Origin of the sequence: Pseudomonas extremorientalis (assembly GCF_001870465.1) — a bacterium.
Classification (GTDB): Bacteria; Pseudomonadota; Gammaproteobacteria; order Pseudomonadales; family Pseudomonadaceae; genus Aquipseudomonas; species Aquipseudomonas extremorientalis.
Genome location: NZ_MDGK01000017.1, coordinates 57,323 through 79,928, shown reverse-complemented (window position 1 = coordinate 79,928; position 22,606 = coordinate 57,323). Strand labels below are relative to the sequence as shown.

General features: G+C 62.3%; 24 protein-coding genes. 12 read left to right on the top strand and 12 right to left on the bottom strand.

Annotated elements, in window-relative coordinates:
* Positions 1-1,524 carry a nitric oxide reductase transcriptional regulator NorR gene (gene norR / locus BFN10_RS07820; protein WP_071489201.1) on the top strand — a complete coding sequence of 508 codons (1,524 nt, stop codon included), beginning with the start codon at positions 1-3 and terminating at the stop codon, positions 1,522-1,524.
* Between the two features lie 20 nt (positions 1,525-1,544).
* Here norR and BFN10_RS07815 read toward each other — a convergent pair whose 3' ends face one another.
* A complete protein-coding gene (locus BFN10_RS07815; protein WP_071489200.1) occupies positions 1,545-2,447 on the bottom strand; it encodes a DMT family transporter in 903 nt (300 codons plus the stop codon).
* Positions 2,448-2,585: 138 nt separating this feature from the next.
* Between BFN10_RS07815 and BFN10_RS07810 the strand changes: the two genes are divergently transcribed.
* Complete coding sequence (locus BFN10_RS07810; protein WP_071489199.1) at positions 2,586-3,461, top strand: helix-turn-helix domain-containing protein; 876 nt, start codon at positions 2,586-2,588, stop codon at positions 3,459-3,461.
* Here the strand turns inward: BFN10_RS07810 and BFN10_RS07805 are convergent.
* The 8 genes from BFN10_RS07805 to BFN10_RS07770 form a co-directional block, all read right to left on the bottom strand.
* Positions 3,458-5,953: a LuxR C-terminal-related transcriptional regulator gene (locus tag BFN10_RS07805; protein ID WP_071489198.1), complete on the bottom strand. Its 2,496-nt coding sequence runs from the start codon at positions 5,951-5,953 to the stop codon at positions 3,458-3,460. The two genes, BFN10_RS07810 and BFN10_RS07805, sit on opposite strands and share 4 nt — an antisense overlap.
* A gap of 160 nt (positions 5,954-6,113) precedes the next feature.
* Positions 6,114-7,472, bottom strand: coding sequence for a DUF1329 domain-containing protein (locus BFN10_RS07800; protein WP_071489197.1), 1,359 nt, complete (start codon positions 7,470-7,472; stop codon positions 6,114-6,116).
* A gap of 26 nt (positions 7,473-7,498) precedes the next feature.
* The gene (locus tag BFN10_RS07795; RefSeq protein ID WP_058426769.1) at positions 7,499-9,289 is read right to left on the bottom strand and encodes a DUF1302 domain-containing protein; all 1,791 of its coding nucleotides are present in this window, start codon (positions 9,287-9,289) and stop codon (positions 7,499-7,501) included.
* 482 nt (positions 9,290-9,771) lie between these two features.
* Entirely contained in the window at positions 9,772-10,683 is a 912-nt protein-coding gene (locus tag BFN10_RS07790; protein ID WP_071489196.1) for an SDR family oxidoreductase, read from the bottom strand.
* A 117-nt stretch (positions 10,684-10,800) separates the two neighbouring features.
* Positions 10,801-11,703: an alpha/beta fold hydrolase gene (locus BFN10_RS07785; RefSeq protein WP_071489195.1), complete on the bottom strand. Its 903-nt coding sequence runs from the start codon at positions 11,701-11,703 to the stop codon at positions 10,801-10,803.
* A complete protein-coding gene (locus tag BFN10_RS07780; protein ID WP_071489194.1) occupies positions 11,703-12,485 on the bottom strand; it encodes a class II aldolase/adducin family protein in 783 nt (260 codons plus the stop codon). Before BFN10_RS07780 ends, BFN10_RS07785 begins: the two co-directional genes overlap by 1 nt.
* A 149-nt stretch (positions 12,486-12,634) precedes the next feature.
* On the bottom strand, positions 12,635-13,321 hold the full coding sequence (locus BFN10_RS07775; protein ID WP_071489193.1) for an LrgB family protein: 687 nt from the start codon (positions 13,319-13,321) through the stop codon (positions 12,635-12,637).
* Positions 13,311-13,682, bottom strand: coding sequence for a CidA/LrgA family protein (locus tag BFN10_RS07770; RefSeq protein ID WP_071489192.1), 372 nt, complete (start codon positions 13,680-13,682; stop codon positions 13,311-13,313). Before BFN10_RS07770 ends, BFN10_RS07775 begins: the two co-directional genes overlap by 11 nt.
* Positions 13,683-13,780: 98 nt before the next feature.
* Between BFN10_RS07770 and BFN10_RS07765 the strand changes: the two genes are divergently transcribed.
* Positions 13,781-14,677, top strand: a complete 897-nt coding sequence (locus BFN10_RS07765) for a LysR family transcriptional regulator (protein ID WP_071489191.1) — start codon at positions 13,781-13,783, stop codon at positions 14,675-14,677.
* On the opposite strand, the gene BFN10_RS07760 is transcribed toward BFN10_RS07765, so the two are convergent.
* The gene (locus BFN10_RS07760; protein WP_071489190.1) at positions 14,658-15,113 is read right to left on the bottom strand and encodes a flavodoxin; all 456 of its coding nucleotides are present in this window, start codon (positions 15,111-15,113) and stop codon (positions 14,658-14,660) included. The two genes, BFN10_RS07765 and BFN10_RS07760, sit on opposite strands and share 20 nt — an antisense overlap.
* A 133-nt stretch (positions 15,114-15,246) precedes the next feature.
* Between BFN10_RS07760 and BFN10_RS07755 the strand changes: the two genes are divergently transcribed.
* Complete coding sequence (locus BFN10_RS07755) at positions 15,247-15,714, top strand: PAS domain-containing protein (RefSeq protein WP_071489189.1); 468 nt, start codon at positions 15,247-15,249, stop codon at positions 15,712-15,714.
* 63 nt (positions 15,715-15,777) lie between these two features.
* On the top strand, positions 15,778-16,383 hold the full coding sequence (locus tag BFN10_RS07750; protein WP_071489188.1) for a hypothetical protein: 606 nt from the start codon (positions 15,778-15,780) through the stop codon (positions 16,381-16,383).
* Positions 16,384-16,387: 4 nt separating this feature from the next.
* On the opposite strand, the gene BFN10_RS07745 is transcribed toward BFN10_RS07750, so the two are convergent.
* Positions 16,388-17,338: a MerR family transcriptional regulator gene (locus BFN10_RS07745; protein ID WP_071489187.1), complete on the bottom strand. Its 951-nt coding sequence runs from the start codon at positions 17,336-17,338 to the stop codon at positions 16,388-16,390.
* Positions 17,339-17,555: 217 nt separating this feature from the next.
* On the opposite strand from BFN10_RS07745, the gene BFN10_RS07740 reads away from it, so the two are divergent.
* The 6 genes from BFN10_RS07740 to BFN10_RS07715 are packed head-to-tail and all read left to right on the top strand — an operon-like array spanning position 17,556 to position 20,493.
* Positions 17,556-18,116 carry an antibiotic biosynthesis monooxygenase gene (locus BFN10_RS07740; protein ID WP_071489186.1) on the top strand — a complete coding sequence of 187 codons (561 nt, stop codon included), beginning with the start codon at positions 17,556-17,558 and terminating at the stop codon, positions 18,114-18,116.
* Between the two features lie 57 nt (positions 18,117-18,173).
* Positions 18,174-18,884 (top strand): dihydromonapterin reductase, encoded by a 711-nt coding sequence (gene folM, locus BFN10_RS07735; protein WP_071489185.1) that lies wholly within the window; start codon positions 18,174-18,176, stop codon positions 18,882-18,884.
* Positions 18,885-18,904: 20 nt separating this feature from the next.
* Positions 18,905-19,465 (top strand): GTP cyclohydrolase I FolE, encoded by a 561-nt coding sequence (folE, locus tag BFN10_RS07730; protein ID WP_024077360.1) that lies wholly within the window; start codon positions 18,905-18,907, stop codon positions 19,463-19,465.
* 2 nt (positions 19,466-19,467) lie between these two features.
* Positions 19,468-19,839, top strand: coding sequence for a dihydroneopterin triphosphate 2'-epimerase (folX, locus tag BFN10_RS07725; RefSeq protein WP_003194073.1), 372 nt, complete (start codon positions 19,468-19,470; stop codon positions 19,837-19,839).
* A 23-nt stretch (positions 19,840-19,862) separates the two neighbouring features.
* Entirely contained in the window at positions 19,863-20,159 is a 297-nt protein-coding gene (locus BFN10_RS07720) for a DUF1244 domain-containing protein (protein ID WP_071489184.1), read from the top strand.
* Complete coding sequence (locus BFN10_RS07715; protein WP_071489183.1) at positions 20,152-20,493, top strand: HopJ type III effector protein; 342 nt, start codon at positions 20,152-20,154, stop codon at positions 20,491-20,493. The genes BFN10_RS07720 and BFN10_RS07715 overlap by 8 nt, the downstream gene beginning before the upstream one ends.
* Before the next feature lie 63 nt (positions 20,494-20,556).
* Here the strand turns inward: BFN10_RS07715 and trxB are convergent, their stop codons facing one another.
* The gene (gene trxB / locus BFN10_RS07710; RefSeq protein ID WP_071489182.1) at positions 20,557-21,519 is read right to left on the bottom strand and encodes a thioredoxin-disulfide reductase; all 963 of its coding nucleotides are present in this window, start codon (positions 21,517-21,519) and stop codon (positions 20,557-20,559) included.
* A gap of 283 nt (positions 21,520-21,802) precedes the next feature.
* On the opposite strand from trxB, the gene cysZ reads away from it, so the two are divergent.
* On the top strand, positions 21,803-22,570 hold the full coding sequence (gene cysZ / locus BFN10_RS07705; protein WP_071489181.1) for a sulfate transporter CysZ: 768 nt from the start codon (positions 21,803-21,805) through the stop codon (positions 22,568-22,570).
* Positions 22,571-22,606: the final 36 nt, after the last annotated feature.

The window sequence follows — 22,606 nt, the reverse complement described above, 5'->3', positions numbered from 1 at the left end:
ATGACTGCGCAATCGCTGCTCACCACCCTGCTGCCCCTGGTCGCCGACCTGTCCCGCGAACTGCCCGAGGGCGAACGTTACCGCCGCCTGCTGCAAGCCATGCGCGCCCTGTTGCCCTGCGACGCCGCCGCGCTGTTGCGCCTGGACGGCGAGTGGCTGGTGCCGCTGGCGGTGGACGGGCTCAGCGCCGACACCCTGGGTCGGCGCTTCAAGGTCAGCGAGCACCCGCGCTTTGCCGTGCTGCTCAGCAGCCCCGGCCCCACGCGCTTTGACAGCGACAGCGAATTACCCGACCCCTACGACGGTCTGGTCGATGGTTTGCACGGGCACCTGGAAGTACACGATTGCATGGGTTGCCCGCTGTTCGTCGACGACCAGCCCTGGGGCCTGCTGACGCTGGACGCCCTCGATACCGAGCGTTTCGAACGCGTGGAGCTGGACGCCCTGCAGGCGTTCGCCAGTCTCGCTGCCGCCACCGTGAACGTCGCCGAACGTATCGAACACCTGGTCCTGCGCGCCGAAATCTACCGCGAGGCCAGCGGCCAACAGCACAAGGAAATGATCGGCCAGAGCAAACCCCACAAGCGCCTGGTCGAGGAAATCAAGCTGGTGGGCGGCAGCGACCTCACCGTGCTGATCACCGGTGAAACCGGCGTGGGCAAGGAGCTGGTGGCCCAGGCCATCCACGCCGCCTCAACCCGCGCCGACAAACCGCTGATCAGCCTCAACTGCGCCGCCCTGCCGGAAACCCTGGTGGAGAGCGAGTTGTTCGGCCACGTACGCGGCGCCTTTACCGGCGCGTTGAACGAACGCCGTGGCAAGTTCGAACTGGCCAACGGCGGCACGCTGTTCCTGGATGAAGTGGGCGAACTGTCACTGACCGTACAGGCCAAGCTGCTGCGCGTTTTGCAAAGCGGCCAGCTGCAACGCCTGGGCTCGGACAAGGAACACCAGGTCGATGTGCGCCTGATCGCCGCCACCAACCGCGACCTGGCCGACGAAGTACGCAACGGTCGCTACCGCGCCGACTTCTACCACCGCCTCAGTGTGTACCCGCTGCAGGTCCCGGCGCTGCGTGAGCGCGGACGCGATGTGTTGCTGCTGGCCGGTTTCTTCCTGGAGCAGAACCGCTCGCGCATGGGCCTGGGCAGCCTGCGCCTGACCAGCGATGCCCAGGCGGCACTGTTGGCCTATAACTGGCCGGGCAATGTGCGGGAGCTGGAACACTTGATCGGACGCAGCGCACTCAAGGCGCTGGGTAACTGTCGCGAGCGTCCGAAGATTCTCAGCCTGAACGCCCAGGACCTGGACCTGCCCGATGTCAGCGCACCGCTGGTTGAAGAATCCTCCGAGGCGGTCGCCCCGGTGACCGGCGACCTGCGCCAGGCCACCGAACACTTTCAGCGCCAGATCATCAGCGCCTGCCTGGAACGCCACCAGCACAACTGGGCCAGTGCCGCCCGCGAACTGGGCCTGGACCGTGCCAACCTCGGGCGGATGGCCAAGCGCCTGGGCCTCAAATAACCCTGGCACCTCCCACATTTTTAGATTGCCTTTGCCTTGAAGGCCGGGCTCGCTGGCTTGGGCTTACGAAACACCAGCACATTGCCCAGCATCACCAGCACCAACCCCGCCAACGCCGGTGCGGTCCACTGATACCCCTCGGCAAACGCCGACACATTCAGCGCCACCACCGGGAACAGCACGGTGCAATAGGCCGCACGCTCCGGCCCCATGCGCCCGACCAGCGTCAGGTACGCGGTAAAGCCGATCACCGAACCTGGAATCACCAGGTACCCCAGCGCGCCGATGTAGCGCGCACTCCAGTCCATCTCGAAGGGAATCCCGCGCACCGCGCAGTAAGCCGCCAGCATCGCCGATCCATAGGCCATCCCCCAGGCATTGGTGGTCAGCGGCTTGAGCCCGGCCTTCTGCTGCAGGCTGGACAGCATATTGCCGGCCGAGAAGCACATCGTCCCCAGCAACGCCAAGCCCAGGCCAAGCAAAGTCTGCGGGCTGGCGGTGTGCCCCACCAGCTCCGGCCAGAACAGCAGGCCCAACCCCGCCAGGCCCAGGCCGCCGCCCATCAACACATTGCGCGCCACCCGCTGGCCAAAAAACATCCGGGCGTTCAGCGCGTTCCACAGCGTGGCCGTGGAAAACACCACCGCCACCAACCCGCTGGGGATCCATTGGCTGGCCGTGAGGAAGCACATGAAGTTCACGCAAAACAGGCACAGCCCCTGGGCCAGACAGATCAGGTGCCCGCGTCGGTTCATCACCTGCAACCTGCGGCTCACCAGCAACAGCGCAAACAGCACCAGCGCCGCCAGGGCAAAGCGATAGACGATGGACACAGGAATCGCCACCACGCCCAACTGCCATTTGAGGGCGATCCAGGTGGTGCCCCAGATCAGCACGGTGAGTAAATACAGGGAAAGGTTCATAGCGGGCTCCATCGGTTGAGCCACAGTGTGGCCCCCGACCTGGGATGCGCTCTTGCACAATCTTGCGCTTTTGTCGGCCAATGGGATCACAGCAACAACCGCGCGGAGTAGGATGCAAAGCGTCGGAGAGTACGAACCATGCCAGATCTGGAATCCCTGCAAGTCTTCCAAGCGCTTAACCGTTCGCCCAACGCACGCCTCGAAGCCTGCGCCGAGCTCGGTGACGGCTTGTCTGCGGCGCTGTGGAGCAACCATCACGACTCGCAGGACTACCAGGCCCCCAGCCATCACACGTTATCCTGCTACATCGGCGGCGGCACCGGCACGTTTCGGCGCGACCAACCCGGCACCAAGGGCGGGCCCGACAAACTGTGCATCCTGCCCGCCGAACACCAGTCAGCCTGGGTGATCAACGGCGAGATCCGCCTGGCCCACGTGTATTTCAGTCCGGAGCAATTCGCCCTCGGTTGCGTCACCCTGCTCGACCGCGAACCGCGCGCCCTGCAATTGCGCGAAAGCACCTTTCTGGAAGACGCCGGCCAGGCGCGACGCTTTCACCAGTTGATCGCGCTGAACTGGCACGAACCCGCCGAGCGCCTGCTGACCAGCAGCCTGGCCCATGAAATGCTCAGCCACACGCTGCTCAGCCAAGTGGGCGCACGCGACGGGCTGCGCCTTAAAGGCGGGCTGGCGGCGTACCAGCGGCGGCTGTTGGTGGAGTACATCGACCAGCACCTGGAAGACCCGATCAGCCTGGGCCAACTGGCCGGCCTGTGCGCACTCTCGGAATACCATTTCGCGCGGATGTTCCGCCAGAGCTTCGGCCTGCCGCCCCATCAGTACCTGCTGGCGCGCCGCCTGACCCGCGCCCAGGCGCTGCTGCGCAGCGGCGCCCTGCCCTTGAGTGAAGTCGCGTTGATCTGCGGTTTCTCCAGCGCCAGCCACTTCACCCATCGCTTCCGCCAGGCCATGGGTGCCACCCCCGGCGAATATCGCCAGGCCTTCAGCGCCTAGGTCATCAACCCCAGGGTCTTGGCCTTGGCCACCGCTTGCGTACGCCGTTCCACCCCCAGCTTGCTGTGGATGCGCCGCGCATGGGTCTTGACGGTGTGCAGGGAGATAAACAGGCGGTCGGCGATTTCCAGGTTGGAGTTGCCCAGGGCGATCAACTGCAGCACTTCCAGCTCGCGTTGGCTCAGGGGATTCTCCGCCGTGCCCGACACGGCGGCCTGGGGCTCCATGCCCAACTCACTGAGCAACCCCGGCGAGCGCAACCGCAGTTCGCGAATCGCCTGCTGCACCTGGCAGCGCGCCGCCAGCTCAAGCCCGGTTTGCAGCGAGCGGCGCGCCTGACCTGGGTCGCCGACTTGCCAGGCGACCTCACCCAGTACCAGGTGCAATTCGGTTTCCAGGCAGAGCATGCCGCGTTGATGGGCCGCCTCCAGCAAAGCCGTCATACGCGCCACCGGTTGCTCGGCGCAGCCCAGCTTCACTTCCGCCAGCACCAGCAAGTATTCCAGGCGCGGGATCAGTTCCAGGGTGGCCGGCGGCGCCTGTTTGGCCTGGGGACCACGAAAGTGGCGAAGCACACGACGCATCGCTTCCACCGTCAACTCGGCGCGCCCCTGCTGCAACCAGAAATGCCCGCTGACCAACAGCAGCACCGCGCGGTACACCGTGTCGGGGACCTGGCGCTGTTGCATCAAGCGTTCGGCCTCGCGCAGTTGCACAAAGGCCCCGGCGTAGTCACCACGGTTGGCGGCCAGCAGGGCCAGGCCGAGAAACCCGTAGAGCACGCGCTTGTCCTGGCTGTGCAGGCACATCTTCATGCCGCTCTCGAAGCACTCGGCAGCCAGGCTGTCCTGGCCCTGACGCAGCGCCAGGTGCCCGCGTCGCAGGGCGATACGCCCCACCAGCGGCCCGGCTTTCAGGCGTTGCTTGAGCAACATCGCCTGCACATTCTCCAGCAGGCTCTGCGCGCGATACGGGGCGCCGCGCTGCTCCAGCAACTGCGCGTGATCCAGCTCAAGCAAGGCCTCGAGCAGCAACGATCCATGGGCGCGGGCCAGGCATAACGCTTCGCGGCTCAGCGCCTGGGCCACGTCCAGTTCGCCGCGCAGCAACGCTTGCTGGGTGAGGCCCGACAGGCACATCAGCCGCGACGTCCAAGCGCTGTCGGGCAAGGCTTGCAGCGCTTCGAGGAAATGTTCGCGGGAGCGCTCGGCATCGCCGCCCAAGTGCAGCAGCCAACCCCACTGCGCCTGCCAGCGCGCCAGCAGGTAGCGTTGTTGCACCGCCGTCGGTTGCGGCGCAAACCTTGCCAACTGGTCGATGCATTGCGCGGCCTGGTCGAAGCGCCCGGCGAACAGCAACGCCGCCGTCACCAGCCCCACCAGTTGCGCCGAGCCGAGCATCAACTCTTCGCCATGCTGTTCGTGCAAGCGCAGCAGCAATACAGCGTTCTGCTGGCGGAACAGGTCTTCGAAACTGAAGTGCTGTAGCAGGCTGACCGCCACCTCGTATTCTTCGGCCAGCAGCGCGTGCTCGAACGCGGCTTGCCAGTCCTGTTCGGCGGTGAACCACTGGCAGGCACGCCGATGCCAGGAGCGCTTGGCCGGCCAGGGGTCATCGCGTATCAGCCGGGCAAGCGGCGGGAAAACCTGCAACCACTCGGTATCTTCCCAAGGCTGGATAAAGGCGCCGAGGGCCTGCAGCTCGCGCAGGTAGTGGTCACCGTCGCCAAAGCCGAACAAGTGCTCGCACAATCCCGGATTAAAGCGTGGCATGTGTGCCAGCACGCGCCAGGCTTCCGTCAGCTCGGGCGGCAAAGTGCTGAACAGTTCGTGCTGCAAATAATCGAGCAAGGTTTTCTGCGGATGGCCGTCCCCCAGCAACGCAATGCGCACGCCGGCACACCAGCCGGCGCTGAACTGCAACACGCTGTCCGGTGACTGCCCCAGCGGGAGCAGTTGCTGAATTTCTTCAAGGGTGAACGCCAACTCAGTGCCGCCCTCCAGCAACTCATCGTCGAGCAGCAGGCGCGGCCAGTTGCAGGCTGGACGGCGCCGCGCCCCCAGCCACCAGGTCAACGAGGGGCTGCTTGCCGTGAGCAGGCGGTCGAGCAAGGCATCGGTTTCGGGGGTGGGCAAGCGGCAGAAATCATCGAGGAACACCCAGGCCGATGTTGACCAGCGGCCAAGATCCGACAGCAGCGTGGCTTCGTCAGTGAACGCCAAGCCGAGGTTTTGCGCCAGGCGCCGGCAAAGGTCGAGGGGGCTCAGGGCGACGCCATTGAGCGGCAACCAGTACACCTGGCATCCCGCGGGCGCCTGCAACGCGCATTCGGCCAGCAACGCACTCTTGCCACTGCCGCCGGGGGCGCACAGCAACTTGACCCTGACCGGCGCCGCGAGCAAAGGCTCGGCCAGGCGTGGGCGCAACAGATGGTGGGCGGACAGCCGAGGCATGAATCCAGGACGGTCCAGGCAGCGTGTCATGGCGGTCATTGCTGCATCCTGCGTTCTTATTGTTATGCAACGTGACGCCTACCCTAGTCCTGTGGTTGGTGGTTGTTGAAGAAGTATTCAGCGGCGTGATTTCCAGCCATGCATAAAACCCAATGTGGGAGAGACTTTCCCCCTCCCACATTTTGATTTCACATCGGGATCAGCGAACGCCTTCTGCCCTCAGCGCAGCCGGGGTGTAATCCGCCGCCTTGGCATTGAACCCGAACACGAAGCTGCTCTTCTCCTCGTTCTTCATGCCCAGCGCGATGTAGCGCCCGGCGATGATGTCGTACAGGGTTTCCACGGTGTAGGCCGGGGTCTGGTGGTCGTAGTAGAACTGCGCATGGCCTTCGGCGACCCGCCACAGTTGGCCACGGCCGTCGTAGTGATCCACCAGCGCCACCTGCCAGCTGTCTTCGTCGATGTACATGTGGCGCTTGGCGTAGATGTGCCGCTCACTCGGCTTGACCGTGCCGACCACTTCCCACACGCGGTGCAGCTCATAACGGGTCAGGTCCTGGTTGATGTGGCCGGCCTTGATAATGTCATCGTACTTGAGCGTCGGCTGGTCCAGCTTGTAGCTGTTGTAGGGGATGTACATCTCCTTCTTGCCCACCAGCTTCCAGTCGTAGCGGTCCGGCGCGCCGGAGAACATGTCGAAGTTGTCCGAGGTGCGCAGGCCGTCGGAGGCGGTGCCCGGCCCGTCGTACGCCACTTGCGGCGCCCGGCGCACGCGACGCTGGCCGGCGTTGTAGATCCACGCCAGGCGTGGTTCCTTCACCTGGTCGAGGGTTTCATGCACCAGCAGTACGTTGCCCGCCAGGCGCGCCGGCGCCGTCACCGACTGCTTGAAGAAGGTCAGTACGTTGGCCGCCTTCGCCGGGTCCATGTCGGGGATCAGTTGCGGCACCGCCACCTCTTCCTCGAAGCGGATCGGCGTGTAGCTGCCGTTGGTCTGCGGGGTGGCCTGGGTGATGATGCGGCGCAGGTTGCCGCCGTGGTAACGGGTGATGTGGTTCCACAACACCTCCACGCCGTTCTTCGGAATCGGGAACGCGTAGTAGCGGTTGCCGGTGAACCCTTCGAGGCCATTGCCGTCGTTGATCGGCTTGACGTTCAACGCGCTGCGCTTGATCGACTCGTAGATCTCCGGCGGCAGGTTGACCGTGCGGTGAGTCGGGTACACCGGGATCTTGTAGGTCTCGGGGTAGCGCTTGAACATCGCCACCTGGCCGTCGGAAAGTTTGTCCTTGTATTTGTCGACGGTGGCTGCGGTGATCACGAACAACGGTTTTTCACTGGCGAACGGATCGGCCAGGAAGCCCTTGCTGTCCACTGCGCCGGCGTTTTTCGGGATGCCGCCGGTCCAGGCCGGGATCGAGCCATCGGCATTGCCGGCTTTTTCGGCACCCACCGGGGTCAGGGTGGTGCCGAGCTTGGCCGCCTCTTCCGGCGACACCGCCGCCATGACGTGGGCCGCCAACAGGCTGAGGGCCATTACCGCAATTATCTTACGCATAGAGTCTTGTCCTTCCTTAAGCCAGATCAGAAGTTCGCGCCGAAGCTGAGGGCGATGAAGTCGCGGTCGGTGAGGGTGTTGTAGTCGCCGCCGAAGAAGTCGGTGTAGCTGAGGCTGGCGGTGTAGGTGCTGCGGTAATCCGCATCCACGCCGACGCTGATGGCCTTGGCGCCTTTGTTGAACAAGCCGTTGGGGCCGTAGCCCGCCACGTCATGGGACCAGGACAGGTTGGGCTTGAGGTTCACCCCGGCAATGGCGTTGTTGTAGTCAAGGATCGCCCGGGCGCGGTAACCCCAGGAGTTGGCCGTGACAAAACCGTCGGTGTCACCCTGGAAGCCATAGGCGCCGTACACCGAGTCACGGCCATAACGCAGCTTGGATTTGTCTTCCAGCCCGCCGACGTGCACGTAGGCCGCTTCGCCCACCAGGGTCAGGCGCTCGGCGCCCAGCACCTGGTCGAAGAACTGGGTCATGGTGCTTTGGATCTGAGTGATTTCCTTGCGCCGGTAGCCTTTGTTGTCGTCACCGAAGTTGCTGCGGATCGGCGAGGCCAGTTGCCCGGCGACCGGGTTGATCAGGGCCAGGGTCAGGTCGGTGGTGTTGAGTTGCACCGGGGCATTGGGGCGGTAGCTGATCTCGCCGGTCCACGCCGTGCCGGTGGGCAAGGTGGTGGAGAAGCTCGCACCGAACAGGCGGATATCTTCCGGGTAGTCCAGGTAGTACTGGCCACGACCGAGCATCAGGCTCTGGACCAGGCCTGCGCCGGAGCCGGGCGCGATGCCATTGGCTGCACCGGCGATCGCACCGAGCCGGGCCAGGCTCGTATTGTTGGTGATGGTGCCCACGGTCGGTGTGCGGCTGTGGTAGTTCATGAAGTACAGACCGTATTCGGTGTCATCCCCCAACCAACGCAACGCCGTACCGAATTGGCCACTGTCACGGGCGTCACGATCCTGTGCACGCTGCACGATCACCCCTTCACGGGTCACTTGAAAGCCTTGCCCGAACGCGGCGGCGACGGGCTGCAACGGCGCAATCGCCGGGTTGCCCACGGTGTAGTTGTCATTACAGCCATGGGCCGCCACATCCCCACCAAAGAAGGTGCCGCAGTTATCCAGCACGGTGTTTTCCCAGTTGAGCTGGTAGAAGCCTTCCACTGTCAGTTGGTTGGTCAGGCTTTGGGAGGCGAACAACATGTTCACCGGGATCAGCCCTTCCTTGATCTCTGCACCAGGGCGGCGGAAAGCCGAAACGTCGATGGGGTTGATGCTGTTGATAGAGTTACCGATAAAGGTGCTCTCACCCCAGCTGACCACTTGCTTGCCGAGGCGCACGTTGCCCGGTTGATCGCCGATGGAGTAGTTGTGATAAACGAAGGCATCGAGCAATTCATAGCCCGAAGAACGCGCGCCCTCGTCACGATGGTGATTGCTGATCTGTTTGAACTCGCGGTCCTCGTCCTGCAACTCGAAGTCGTACCAATACTTGCCGCGCACGAAGACGCCGCTGTCACCGTACTTGAGCTCCAGGTCGTGAATACCCTTGAAGATCTTGGAAAAGGTCTCGCCTTTCTTGAAGTTCAGGCGTCCGTCATCGCCGGTAGACGCCTGGCCAGTACCGCCGTTGACGGTGCCCACCAGCTTCTTGTCGGCGTCGCGCATGCCCCAACTCGCGCCCACCGACAGCGAAGAATCGAATTGCCCTTCGATCTCGCCAATGTTGAACGAAACAGCCTGTGCCTGGGCACAGCACCCCAACGCAACCGCAGCGGCCAGCGCCTGTGGCCTGAAGATGGCGCGCATTGTTGTTCTTGTCATGCGTCTTCCCCGGTGAGTGACAGAAGGCCCCACCCTACTGCCGCGTCTCAGGAGCGATAAGCGCACCAAGGAGGGATTCGTGTTGTCGCTCGAAAGGATGACAAGGCGCTCTGGCCGGGGTATGGGCGCGGGCATGCAGCGGGTGGATAAGGGGTTATCAGGAGAATGGATGACGCGCAGCCCAACTATTGCTGTTTTGGTAACAGTCCTTGTCACGAAGCGGCATTACTCATCCTGTTACAAACGACTATTCTTACCGGGCTTTCAGGGCAGACGGCCCGCTTCCCCGACCGGAAGAAAAGCCAGATTCAAATGGATTGAGGCCTGCTTTCAATCTGTTACCGGTGTTCACTGACGTTGATTTGTCGCTCCTTGATCCAACGTCTGACTTCAGCCGCTGCGTTTGCAGCGGCTTTTTTTTGCCCTGAATAAAACGGGGCGCCATCAGCGCCCCGCAGCATTAAAGCTTTTTCAAGCAACGATCACAGGCTGTATTTCTGCAAGTTGGCCATCATTTCCTTCAACGCCTCGATGTTGTCCTTGGGGTGAACGGCGCCTTCGAAGTCACAGATCTGCTGCCAGTGCGCAGCCACGTCTTCGGGGGAAAACCCCGCCTCCGGATCAAAGCCTACGCCCAGGCTGCGTTCCCAGCGGGTCTTGCCGATCCAACCGCCGCCCACTTCAAACAACCCCGAGGTTTCCTGGCATGCCTCGCTGCCCAGGTACACCACCAGCGGGCTGACCAACTCCGGCTTGAGGCGCTCGAACACTTGCGGCGGGATCAGGCCTTCGGTCATGCGGGTGCCGCCGGTGGGGGCGATGGCGTTGACCAGGATGTTGTTCTTGCGCCCTTCCAGCGCCAGGGTGCGGGTCAGCCCATACAGGCCGAGCTTGGCCATGCCGTAGTTGGACTGGCCGAAGTTGCCGTAGATACCCGAGGTGGACGCGGTGAAGATCACCCGGCCATACCCTTGCTCACGCAGATGGGGCCAGGCAGCGCGGGTGACTTTGTAGGCGCCTTCGACATGCACCCGATAAACCAGGTCCCAGTCGCTGTCCTCCATTTTGTGGAACGTCTTGTCGCGCAGGATCCCGGCGTTGTTGACCACCACATCGATACGCCCGAACGCATCGAGAGCGTTCTGCACGATCTTGTCACCGTCGGTGACAGAGTCGTGGTTGGCCTCGGCGATACCGCCCGCTTCGCGAATCTCGGCCACCACCCGATCGGCCGCCGACGCATTGGCGCCCTCACCTTGGGTGGAACCGCCGAGATCGTTGACCAATACTTTGGCACCGTGTCTGGCGAACAGCAGCGCATGGGCCCGGCCCAATCCGCCGCCGGCGCCGGTGACGATCACGACCTTATCCTGGAACTGCACTGACTCACTCATACCGAACTCCAATGGCGACGATGGGAATGGGTCGAGTGTCAGGCACGGGGGCGCAGGTCACAATAAAGCCGGCCAGGGCTGAATGGTGCTCGATAAGGCGCAGGGATAGTCGTCAGCTCAGGAATAGGCGATTCGCGAAGTCGGTCGCCCGATCCGCTCACGAAACGCCAGGTAATGCTTGAGCACCTGCACCGGCGCCTCGATCTGCGGGTAATGGCCGATATTGGCCAGCAGCACTGTGTCGGCGTGGGGCACCAGCTCGCGGTAACGTGCCACCATGTGGGCGCCAGAGATCGGGTCGATTTCGCCATCGATCACCCGCAGCGGCACTTCAGCCTGTTGCATCGCATAGACCCAGCGATCGCGCAGACGCCGTCGCTGGGGGACGTAGGCAATGAGTTTGTGCAGGATGCGCGTGCCTTCATGAGAGTCGATCAGGCTCCAGAAATCATCCAGGGCACTCTCGCTGGGGCGAGTGTCGGGCCCGAAGATCTGGTTGAAACTGTCCGCCAGGGCATTGCGCCCAAAGGCACGACCGATCATCCAGCCCAGCGGGCTGAGCAGCAGCTTTTGCACCAGCGCCGGACGGTGGGTTTCCGGAAACAACCCGCCGTTGAGAAACACACAGCTGGCCATGTGAAAGCGACCTTCGTAGTGCCGGGCCAGCAGTTCCTGCGCGACGCTGTCGCCGTAGTCGTGGGCGAGCACGTGCACCGGCTGGTCCACGCGCAGGTGCTCGAGCAACGCCTGTTGCAGATCCGCCTGTTCCAGCAGGCAATAACCGTGGTCGAGGGGTTTGGCCGAATCGCCGAAACCGAGCATGTCGCAGGCGATCACCAGGTTGCGTTGGGCCAGGGGCTGCCACAGGTAATGCCAGTCCCAACTGGCAGTGGGAAAGCCATGGATCAACAGCAACGGCTCACCCTGCCCCGCCACCCAGTAGCGGATAGTGCGGCCGTTGAAGTCGAACGTCTGGCTGCGTTTGCGCCAGACACTCAGCGGGATCTCGGCGAGAGGCATCAGGTTTTATACCCAGGATCGAGGCTGTCCAATTTACGCAGCAACGCCGGCCACGCCAGCGCGCCCCCCATACCTTGAGCACTCTTTGTGACAGCTGCCACCATCGCCTTGGCACCGGCGAGGATCTGTGGCCCGATGGGGATCAATTGCGCGCCGCCACTTTGCGCCAACACCTGGATATCGCAGGCACGCTGGAAGGTAAACATCATCAGAAACGTATCGGCGATGGTGCTGCCGCAGGTCAGCAGACCGTGGTTGTGCAGCATCAGGAAACTATTTTGGCCAAGATCGGCCTGCAACCGGGCCTTCTCTTCGTGGTTCAGCGCCACGCCTTCGTAGGCGTGAGAAGCCAGGCTCGACAGCACGAAGATCGATTGCTGGCTGATCGGCAAGACACCCTGCTTCTGCGCCGACACCGCCACACCCGCGGCAGTGTGGGTGTGCAGGACGCACGTCACGTCGTGGCGCACTTCATGGATGGCGCTGTGGATGGTGTAGCCCGCCGGGTTGATCTCGTAGGGGCTGTCCATCAGCTTGTTGCCGGCCTGGTCGACCTTGACCAGGCTCGACGCGGTGATCTCGTGAAACATCAGCCCGTAGGGGTTGATCAGGAAATCATCGGTGCCCGGCACCTTGGCCGAGATATGGGTGAAGATCAGGTCATCCCAGCCGTGCATCGCCACCAGGCGGTAGCAGGCTGCCAGGTCGACGCGGGTCTGCCATTCGGCGGCGCTGACCTGATCTTTGACATTCTGTGGCGATGGAACGGGGGCTAGGCTCACGGCAACGACCTCCTTGGCGCACTTTCTTATTATTTTTTGAGTGATGGGCCAGTCTAGTCAGACGCCCTGGCCGCCGTAGTTGCCTTGGCAGCCAGCTTGATGACCGTACGGGTCAGCTTTGAGAATAGTTTAAATCCGCGCAACCGACGTCAGAGAAGTGCCGCCAATAAAGGCGCGGCAAACAGGTTGAGCAGGCCGGTCAGGACCATCACCAGGCCTGCCACCGAGCCCTCTTCGCCGCCCACTTCATGGGCCCGGCTCACGCCCGCACCGTGGGCGCCCACGCCAAACAGCGCACCGCGCGCCAGCGGCGTACGCAGGGGCAACCACTTGAGCAGCACGCCGCCGAGCATCGCACCGAATACGCCGGTGAACATTACGAACACCGCCGTCAATTCCGGCACGCCACCCAGGTCAGAGGACACCGGCATGGCGAAAGGCGTGGTGATGGAGCGTGGCACCAGGGACATCGTCACCGAGCTGTCCAGGGCCAACGCTTTGGCCAGGCCGAATGAGGTGGCGATGGACGCCACGCTGCCGGCCACCATCCCCAGCAACAATGCCGACCAGTAACGCGCCAGCAACCGCCGCTGTTGCCAGATCGGCACGGCGAACGCCACGGTGACGGGGCCGAGTACCAGCATCAGCCAGTGGGTGTCGGCAGAGTATTCGGCGTAGGCCGTGTTCATCGGCACCGCCACCGCCAGCAACAGCACGGGCACCAGGATCAGTGGCGACAACAGGTAACGCCCGGTGCGACGGTAGATCCAGCGACTGAAAATATAGGTGCCCAAGGTCAAGGCGAGCCAGAACACCGGCATCAGTTCAAGCTTCATGGCGCAGCCTCCAGCGGCACACCAGTTCCACGGTGAATGCGGTCACCAGCATCACGGCCAACGTGCTCAAGCCGATGACCAGCAGGATGCGCCATCCCTCATTGCGCAGCAGGCCGCCGTAATCGAGCAGGCTCATCAGCGCCGGAATGAAGAACAGCAGCATCTCAGCCATCAGCACGCCGGCACCCAATTGCAGGGCCGCCGGTTTGACCAGGCCGCTGGCGAAGGCCATCAACAACAGGCCCAGGCCCACCACACCACCGGGAATCGGCCAGGCCAACCACATCGCCAGTTGGCAGCCGAACAGGTAAATGGCCAGTAGCACGACCAGTTCAATCAACAGACGGGTGAAACGTTTCATGGGCTTTGGGTCCTCGCAGGCCTTCATTTTAAAGAGGCATGCCCCATCCCCACAGCGAATTGTTAGACTGCCAGCTATTCCAAACTGGAATTTCGCACATGGAATTCAAACAGCTGCGCAGCTTCGTCGAAGTGGTTCACCGGGGTGGCTTTACCCAGGCCGGCAAAACCCTGCATATCAGCCAGTCCGCCGTCAGCAAACAGGTTGCGCAATTGGAGCAGAGCCTGGGCACGCCACTGCTCGACCGAATCGGCTCGCAGATCCGCCTGACCGCCGCCGGCCGAGTCGTCCTGCAACGCGCCGAAGCCATGCTGCGCCTGCAAAACGAGTTGCTCAGCGAGTTGGACGATATGCACCAGTTGACCCGAGGCGAACTGCGCCTGGGCCTGCCGTTGTTGGCCGGGGATACGTTGTTTGCCGGACTGTTCGCCGAATACCGCCGGCGTTACCCGAACGTGACCATCCAATTGCTGGAGGGCGGCAGTCGCAATATCGAGCAAGCCATCCTGAGCGGTGAACTGGAAGTGGGGGGCAGCCTCAGACCCAGCGACCCGGCGTTTGCCTGGCAAGCGTTCTGCGATGAGCCCCTGGACGCGCTGTTGCCGATTGATCATCCCCTGGCGGAAAACGCCCAGGTACGCCTGGAGGAACTGGCCGACACGCCGTTCCTGATGTACCAGCGCAGCTTCGTGCTCAACGACCGTCTGCTGCAGGCGTGCGAACAGTTGGGTTTTACGCCGAAGGAAATCGGTCGCAGCGGCCAAGCGGACTTCCTCGCCGCATTGGTCGCCGCCGGCCAGGGGGTGGTGCTGCTGCCCAGCGTGGTCGCGCGTGGGCTGGTGCGACCCGGGGTGGTGCGCCTGACGCTCAAGGCGCCCGACTACCTGCGCTGGGACATTGCCTTTATCTGGCGTGAGGGCGCCTACCTGTCGAAAGCCGCCCAGGCCTGGCTAGCGTTGCTGCGTGAATTTCCGGTCAAGCGCGCAGTGCAGTGACCAGTTCAGCCAGCCACGGCTCGGCGTCGGCTTCCGGGGTCACACTTTCGCTGGCATCCAGGCGCAGCATCGGCAGCACTTCACGCACGCCCAGTTCGCCAAACAGCTCGCGCATCTGCTCGCCGCCGCCGCAGAAGGTGTCGCCATAGCTGGCGTCGCCCAGGCCGATCACCGCGCCGGGCAGCCCGCGCCAGGCGGCGGGCAGTTGGTCGCGAATCGTCGAGTACAGGGGTTGGAGATTGTCGGGCAATTCGCCCATGCCGGTGGTGGACGTCACCGCCAGAAATGCATCCGGCGCAAACGCCTGCACGTCGGCCAGACTGGCGCGAGGGTTGTGCCAGGCCTCTAAACCGGCCGCATTGAGGATATCGGCAGCGTGACGAGCGACTTCTTCAGCGGTGCCGTAGACCGAGCCGGAAAGGATGGCGACTTTCATCAATCTGATCCTGTAGTTGAGCGAAAGCGTGGGATATTAACAGCTTGAACGCCGCTACAAAAATCGCCATACCGGGTGGAAAATGGAGCGCGGTGCCTTAGACTTGCAACACCCAAATGGATGGATCCCCCGCATGATTAATGCTCACTTGATGCAAATGGTCATCGACGCCTCGAATGACGGTATCGTCATCGCTGAACGGGAAGGCAAGGACTTGCCACTGATCTACGTCAATCCCGCCTTCGAGCGCCTGACCGGCTACACCCGCGATGAAATCCTCTACCAGGATTGCCGCTTCCTGCAATCCGGTGACCGCGACCAACCCGCCCTGATCGCCATTCGCGAAGCCCTCGCCGCGGGCACCCACTGCCGTGAAGTCCTGCGCAACTACCGCAAGAACGGCACGCATTTCTGGAATGAGCTGTCGCTGTCGACGGTCTACAACCCGGCGGATAAACAGACTTATTGCGTCGGCGTGCAAAAAGATGTGAGCGTCCAGGTCAAAGCCCAGCAGCGCGTGGCTCAACTGGAGGCGCAAGTGGCCGAACTCAAGGCCGAACTGGCGGCACTCAAGGCGACCAGTGGATCTAACAAAGATTAGAAATAACGGTCATTAAGAGGATAATGGCGTTTTAATGCCTTCCCACATTCGTTGAGCAAGCCCATGCAACGTGATGCACTCCTGACCCAGGACGAGCTGGATTTTATCCAGACTATGCAGCACAACCCGCAATTGAACCTGCGGGATGCGTCATCGAGCCTGACAGTCAACGGCGGTGCGCAGATTCGCGATCTTCTCACGCGCCTGGCGGCCCACGATCACGTCACCATCCAGGCACAGTTCGACAATCAGCAACTCACCTTCCCGCTGCACCTGGTGGAAGATGAGTTTCATGCCGTGCACCTGCGCCTGGGCGTGCCGAGTATTTTCGAGGATGGGCCGATGATCCGGCCGTGGCGCCTGGCGCTCGAAACGCCGGTGGCCCTGGAGAATATCAAGGGCGGCACGGGCGCGTTGTGGGTGCATGAAGTGTCGTTCAAAGGGGTGCTGGTGGAGATCCGTGGCCGGCTCAAGCCGCCGAAAACCTTTTCGCTGTGGTTCAGCCCTTCCGGCTATGAACGCATTGCGCTGCGCGGAACGTTCGAACGGGAAACCGCACGCGGCCTGTTCGCTTACCGGCTCAGCCAGGACGACGTCGATGAAACCGAGCGCCTGCGCCAGTTCATCCTGCACCAGCACCGCCTGGTCCATCCCGAAGTGCACGCCTGAAACATCAGGTATCCAGGCTACCGCTCAGGAATTGCAGCAAACGGCGCTGCATCAATCGTGCTTCGTTGCCCAGGCAGCCGATTGACGAGCCTTGCAGGCTTTCCTGGGCGAAGTCCGCGGCGTCACCGGCCAGCAGCAGCGGGCAATCCAGGGTCAGCGCCAGGCGCTTGAGCCGCAGTGGCAGTTCGCTGCCGGGGGCGCGGTTGGAAAACAGCACCAGCGCTTGCGGTTGGGTCTTTTCACAGACCAGGGTCAACTCATCGAGTGGCTGGCCTACTCCCAGTAGCTTCACGGCGAATTTCTCCCCCGTCAGCAGCAGGCCTGCGACCAACAATTCCAGCTCGCGACATTCTCCGGCTATGGCCGCCAGCAGCACCCGTGGCAGCGGCGAAGCGGCTATCACCTGCAGACGTTGCGCCGTGCGCGAACGCAGGAAATTATCGAAGAACAGCCATTCGCTGGCCTCGCCGAAGCGGCCTTGATGACGCAACAGCTCCTGCCAGAGCGGCATGAGAATATCCTGGAACGCCACGGCGAGCGGGTAGGCGGAAAATATCTGCCCGTACAGCCGATCCAACTGGCGATCATCGAACGCGCTGATTGCACTGCGCAGTTGCCCGTGCCATTGGGCCCGCTCCACGCTGTCCCCGCCAGCCAGGCCGGGTTCGCCGATGCGCTCATCGCGCGCAAGCAGCCTACCCACTTTGCTCACGGCGACGCCACGTTCGATCCAGTCGAGAATACGGTGCACGGTGTCGATATCGGTGCGCGAATACAACCGGTGCCCACTTTCGGTGCGGACCGGCTGGATGAGGCCGTAGCGTCTTTCCCAGGCACGCAGGGTGACCGGGTTGACGCCCGTCAGCCGAGCGACTTCTCGAATGGGCAATAGATCATCGGAAACAGCGACGCGGTCAAGGGTCGTTTCGCGCTGCGGAGCAATAGTTTCGGGCATCAGAGGTCAAGAACATCCGTGTCGATTTGGATCCTATTTAACGCTTATTCGGTTGAACGATTCAAGCCACGGGGCGAACCGACAGAAGTGTCTGGCGTATTTCAGCAAAACAGGAATAATCCTTGCCTGCTTTTTCAAGGCGCAGCCGCATCACCCCGCAGCTGCACCTGGTGTCGTACCTACCCGGTCACGAGCGCCCACTATTTGGAGATACACAATGTCTACCTCTCCCGTCACCCTGATGGTTGCACGTCGCGTGGCCAAGGGTCGCTATGAAGAACTGATGGCCTGGCTGCGCGAAGGCGAGCAATTGGCCACGGACTTTCCCGGCTACCTGGGCTCAGGCGTCCTGGCACCGCCGCCCAACGATGATGAATTCCAGATCATTTTCCGCTTTGCCGATGAGAAGACCCTGCATGCCTGGGAGTTTTCCGCGTCGCGCAGTGCGTGGCTGAGCCGTGGCAGCGACTTGTTTGCCGACCCGTCGGAGCATCGCGTACGTGGCATCGATGGCTGGTTCGGCACCGTGGGCGCGCGCCCACCTCGCTGGAAGCAGGCTGTAGCGATCTGGCTGGCGTTTTTCCCGGTGTCGCTGTTGTTCAACTTTGTCCTGAACCCACTGCTGAGCGAACTGGACCTGGCACCGCGCGTGCTGGTCAGTACCATGGCGCTGACGCCACTGATGGTCTACTGGTTCATCCCACTGTCGACCCACCTGTTGGCAAACTGGCTGCATCCTGCCCCTACACCGCGCAAGGCTACCGAAGCCGCGGCGTGAATACAGGGGTGCTCGGTCGCTGGTATAGTTTCAACCTGCCAGCGACTCGAGCCTCCCATGACTGCAACGAACGCCCCGATCCTGATCACCGGCGCCGGCCAGCGTGTCGGCCTGCATTGCGCCCAGCGTTTGCTTGACGACGGCCACCCGGTGATTTTCAGCTATCGCAGCGAACGGCCCGGCGTGCAGGCGTTGCGCGAGCGTGGGGCGATCGCAGTGTTTGCCGACTTCTCCAGCGAGGCCGGTATCCTGGCGTTTATCGCTGAGCTGAACACCCATACCCAGAGCCTGCGTGCGATTATCCATAACGCCTCGGCCTGGATAGCGGAATCCCCCGACGACGAAAGTCGCGCGTTTACCGACATGTTCAGCGTGCACATGCTTGCGCCGTACCTGATCAACCTGCATTGTTCACCCTTGCTGCAACGCTCGACACCGGCCGACATCGTGCACATCAGCGACGACGCGGTGCGCAAGGGCAGCCGCCAGCACATCGCCTATTGCGCCACCAAGGCCGGGCTCGACAGCCTGACGTTGTCGTTTGCCGCGCAATTGGCGCCGTTGATCAAGGTCAACGGCATCGCCCCGGCGATGGTGATGTTCAACGACGGCGACGACGACGCCTACCGCGCCAAGGTACTGGCCAAGTCCGCACTGGGCATCGAGCCCGGGCCCGAGGTGATCTACCAGAGCGTGCGTTACCTGCTGGATAACCCTTATGTCACCGGTACCACCCTGACCGTCAACGGCGGGCGGCATATCAAGTAAGCCGCTTTTGAGGATGTTGTATGACCTTATCCCTGCCCCACCATTACCGCGAGATCCTCAAGGGCTTGGGCGAAGACCCCGAGCGCGAAGGCCTGCTCGATACCCCCAAGCGTGCCGCCAAGGCCATGCAATACCTGTGTCATGGCTACGAGCAGAACCTGGAAGAAATCGTCAACGGCGCGCTGTTTGCCTCTGACAATGACGAGATGGTGATCCTCAAGGACATCGAGTTGTACTCGCTGTGCGAGCACCACCTGCTGCCCTTTATCGGCAAGGCCCACGTCGCCTATATCCCGACCGGCAAGGTGCTGGGCCTGTCGAAGCTGGCGCGCATCGTCGACATGTTCGCCCGCCGCCTGCAGATCCAGGAAAACCTCACGCGGCAAATCGCCGACGCCATCCAGGAAGTGACCCAGGCCGCCGGCGTGGCCGTGGTCATCGAAGCCAAGCACATGTGCATGATGATGCGCGGTGTGGAAAAACAGAATTCAACCATGAACACCTCGGTGATGCTCGGCGCGTTCCGCGAGTCGAACACCACGCGCATGGAGTTCCTGCAACTGATCGGACGGAGCAAGTAGCAATGCCACAACTTCAACCAGGCATGGCGCGCATCCGGGTCAAGGACCTGTGCCTGCGCACCTTCATCGGCATCAACGAGGACGAAATCCTCAACAAGCAGGATGTGTTGATCAACCTGACCATCCTGTATGCCGCCCAGGAAGCCGTGCGCGACAACGACATCGACCACGCGCTGAACTACCGCACCATCACCAAGGCGATCATCGCCCATGTCGAAGGCAATCGTTTTGCCCTGCTGGAGCGTCTGACCCAGGAGTTGCTGGACCTGGTGATGAGCAATGAGTCGGTGCTGTACGCCGAAGTGGAAGTGGACAAGCCCCATGCGTTGCGTTTTGCCGAGTCGGTTTCGATTACCCTGGCGGCCAGCCGTTAACCCCTGAGATTTGCGTGAACCTTATGAACGACCAACAACGCCTCGAACTCGAAGCCGCCGCCTTCCGCCGGCTGGTGGCGCATCTGGACAGCCGCAAGGATGTGCAGAACATCGACCTGATGAACCTCGCCGGTTTCTGCCGCAATTGCTTGTCGAAGTGGTACAAGGCCGAGGCCGACGCGCGCCAGATCGAGCTGAGCCTGGATGACGCCCGTGAAGTGGTCTACGGCATGCCGTACGCCGAGTGGAAAAACCAATACCAGAAAGAAGCCAGCGCCGATCAACAGGCGGCGTTCGCCCAAGGAAAACCCCATGAATGATTTGAATACCCTGCGCGCCAGCCTCAACAGCGGCGAACACGTTTTTGCCGATACCCTGGCGTTTGTCGCTGCCGGTTATGAGTACCAGCCACAGGCGTTCACCAATGGCGCGGTAGAGAATGCCGCCGGGCAGAACGAAGGGTCGTGCAAGACGCTGGGCCTGGCAGTGCTGGAAGGGCTGAGCGAGCAGGAAGCGCTGCTGGCGTTTGGTGAGCATTACCGTTCGGTAGTGGCGACGCCTGAGGGCAGTGACCACGGCAATATCCGTGCATTGATCGCAAACGGCTTGGCCGGTGTGAAGTTCACCGCCCAACCTCTGACTCGAAAATCCTGAGCCAGACCTGAAACAAAATGTGGGAGGGGCTTGCCCCCTCCCACAGTTGTTTTGCGGCGTTGGTTAGAACGAAGCGTTCTGCAGGCCGTCGAGGTAACGCTCGGCATCCAGTGCCGCCATGCAACCGGCGCCGGCCGAGGTGATGGCCTGGCGGTAGACGTGGTCGGCCACGTCACCGGCGGCGAAAATACCTTCAATGTTGGTCGCGGTGGCATTGCCTTCACGGCCGCCCTGCACCACCAGGTAGCCGTCTTTGGCTTCCAGCTTACCTTCGAACAGCGAGGTGTTCGGGGTGTGGCCGATGGCGATGAACACGCCGTCGACTTTCAGCTCGTCGAAGCTGCCATCGTTGTTCTTCAGGCGGGCACCGGTCACGCCCATGTTGTCTCCCAGGACTTCGTCCAGGGTGGCGTTGAGCTTGAGGATGATCTTGCCTTCGGCGACACGGGCATGCAGCTTGTCGATCAGGATCTTCTCGGCGCGGAAGGTCTCGCGGCGGTGGACCAGGGTCACGGTGCTGGCGATGTTGGCCAGGTACAGCGCCTCTTCCACGGCGGTGTTGCCACCACCGACCACGGCGACCGGTTTGTTGCGGTAGAAGAAACCGTCGCAGGTCGCGCAGGCGGAAACGCCCTTGCCCATGAACGCTTCTTCCGACGGCAGGCCCAGGTAACGAGCGCTGGCGCCAGTAGCGATGATCAGTGCGTCACAGGTGTATACGCCGCTGTCGCCGGTCAGGCTGTAAGGCTTCTTGGAAAAGTCGACCTTGTTGATGTGATCAAACACGATCTCGGTTTCAAAGCGTTCGGCGTGTTCTTTCATGCGCTCCATCAGCACCGGGCCGGTCAGGCCGTGGACGTCGCCCGGCCAGTTGTCGACTTCGGTGGTGGTGGTCAATTGACCGCCCGCCTGCATGCCGGTGATCAGCAGCGGCTTGAGGTTGGCCCGGGCAGCGTAGACAGCGGCGCTGTAACCGGCAGGGCCGGAACCGAGAATAATCACTCGCGAATGACGGGTATCAGACATGACTCACTCCTGTCGACCGCCCGGACTACAAGGCGGCTGGAATAAAAAAGGGACCACGAAGCACTTGGGGAAGGCTTGAACTCGCAGGCCCTGAAAAATAATGGGTGCAGCGTATCGAGGGGGGCAAGATTAAGGAAATACGGAATAACAATCCAGCTCATAGACGGTCACTATGTAGTTGGCCCGACTGATCGACAGGTTTGTTACGGCTGATGTCGCGGCTTTCGCCTGCGATGTAAAGCCGGTAAGGTCGGCGCGTTCGCCCTTTTGCTCGGAGTTCTCCATGCCCGCCCCTGCTCTTTCCGGCCCGCAATACCTGCGCGAAGGCCTCAAACTGGTGTTGAGCCCAGGCCTGCGCCTGTTTGTGCTGCTGCCACTGGCGATCAACCTGGTGCTGTTCGTCGGCTTGATCTATTTTGCCGGTCATCAGTTCAGCCTGTGGGTCGACCACCTGATGCCGACGCTGCCGAGCTGGCTGGGCTTCCTGAACTACCTGCTCTGGCCATTGTTCGTGGTGCTGGTGGTGTTGATGGTGTTTTTCACCTTCACCATGCTCGCCAACATCATCGCCGCCCCCTTCAACGGCTTTCTCTCGGAGAAGGTGGAAGTGGTGGTGCGCGGCACCGATGACTTCCCAGCCTTCAGTTGGGGCGAGCTGATCGCGATGGTACCGCGCACCCTCGCCCGGGAGATGCGCAAGCTGGGCTACTTCCTGCCACGGGCCATCGGCCTGTTTATCCTGTCGTTTATTCCGGTGGTCAATCTGGTCGCCGCACCGCTGTGGTTGCTGTTTGGCGTGTGGATGATGGCGATCCAGTACATCGACTACCCGGCCGACAACCACAAGCTGGGCTGGAACGAAATGCTCGCCTGGCTGCGCCAGAAGCGCTGGCAGAGCATGAGCTTCGGCGGCATCGTCTACCTGGTGCTGCTGGTGCCGGTGGTCAACCTGCTGATGATGCCGGCGGCAGTAGCCGGGGCGACGCTGTTCTGGGTACGCGAACAAGGGGCCGAGGCGATGGCGGCGCAGCAAAAAGTGACCCAGTCATAAATCCATCATCTCGATGACACAATGACGACATGGCCC

Bases quoted from the DNA above. Each gene is read 5' to 3' on its own strand.
- BFN10_RS07755 (WP_071489189.1), top strand. From the start codon at position 15,247: ATGATTAATGCTCACTTGATGCAAATGGTCATCGACGCCTCGAATGAC.
- folM (WP_071489185.1), top strand. From the start codon at position 18,174: ATGACTGCAACGAACGCCCCGATCCTGATCACCGGCGCCGGCCAGCGT.
- norR (WP_071489201.1), top strand. From the start codon at position 1: ATGACTGCGCAATCGCTGCTCACCACCCTGCTGCCCCTGGTCGCCGAC.
- BFN10_RS07800 (WP_071489197.1), bottom strand. From the start codon at position 7,472: ATGCGTAAGATAATTGCGGTAATGGCCCTCAGCCTGTTGGCGGCCCAC.
- BFN10_RS07805 (WP_071489198.1), bottom strand. From the start codon at position 5,953: ATGACCGCCATGACACGCTGCCTGGACCGTCCTGGATTCATGCCTCGG.
- cysZ (WP_071489181.1), top strand. From the start codon at position 21,803: ATGCCCGCCCCTGCTCTTTCCGGCCCGCAATACCTGCGCGAAGGCCTC.
- folX (WP_003194073.1), top strand. From the start codon at position 19,468: ATGCCACAACTTCAACCAGGCATGGCGCGCATCCGGGTCAAGGACCTG.
- BFN10_RS07765 (WP_071489191.1), top strand. From the start codon at position 13,781: ATGGAATTCAAACAGCTGCGCAGCTTCGTCGAAGTGGTTCACCGGGGT.
- BFN10_RS07810 (WP_071489199.1), top strand. From the start codon at position 2,586: ATGCCAGATCTGGAATCCCTGCAAGTCTTCCAAGCGCTTAACCGTTCG.
- BFN10_RS07720 (WP_071489184.1), top strand. From the start codon at position 19,863: ATGAACGACCAACAACGCCTCGAACTCGAAGCCGCCGCCTTCCGCCGG.
- BFN10_RS07815 (WP_071489200.1), bottom strand. From the start codon at position 2,447: ATGAACCTTTCCCTGTATTTACTCACCGTGCTGATCTGGGGCACCACC.
- BFN10_RS07750 (WP_071489188.1), top strand. From the start codon at position 15,778: ATGCAACGTGATGCACTCCTGACCCAGGACGAGCTGGATTTTATCCAG.
- BFN10_RS07770 (WP_071489192.1), bottom strand. From the start codon at position 13,682: ATGAAACGTTTCACCCGTCTGTTGATTGAACTGGTCGTGCTACTGGCC.
- trxB (WP_071489182.1), bottom strand. From the start codon at position 21,519: ATGTCTGATACCCGTCATTCGCGAGTGATTATTCTCGGTTCCGGCCCT.
- BFN10_RS07775 (WP_071489193.1), bottom strand. From the start codon at position 13,321: ATGAAGCTTGAACTGATGCCGGTGTTCTGGCTCGCCTTGACCTTGGGC.
- BFN10_RS07715 (WP_071489183.1), top strand. From the start codon at position 20,152: ATGAATGATTTGAATACCCTGCGCGCCAGCCTCAACAGCGGCGAACAC.
- BFN10_RS07740 (WP_071489186.1), top strand. From the start codon at position 17,556: ATGTCTACCTCTCCCGTCACCCTGATGGTTGCACGTCGCGTGGCCAAG.
- BFN10_RS07795 (WP_058426769.1), bottom strand. From the start codon at position 9,289: ATGACAAGAACAACAATGCGCGCCATCTTCAGGCCACAGGCGCTGGCC.
- BFN10_RS07790 (WP_071489196.1), bottom strand. From the start codon at position 10,683: ATGAGTGAGTCAGTGCAGTTCCAGGATAAGGTCGTGATCGTCACCGGC.
- BFN10_RS07760 (WP_071489190.1), bottom strand. From the start codon at position 15,113: ATGAAAGTCGCCATCCTTTCCGGCTCGGTCTACGGCACCGCTGAAGAA.
- folE (WP_024077360.1), top strand. From the start codon at position 18,905: ATGACCTTATCCCTGCCCCACCATTACCGCGAGATCCTCAAGGGCTTG.
- BFN10_RS07745 (WP_071489187.1), bottom strand. From the start codon at position 17,338: ATGCCCGAAACTATTGCTCCGCAGCGCGAAACGACCCTTGACCGCGTC.
- BFN10_RS07785 (WP_071489195.1), bottom strand. From the start codon at position 11,703: ATGCCTCTCGCCGAGATCCCGCTGAGTGTCTGGCGCAAACGCAGCCAG.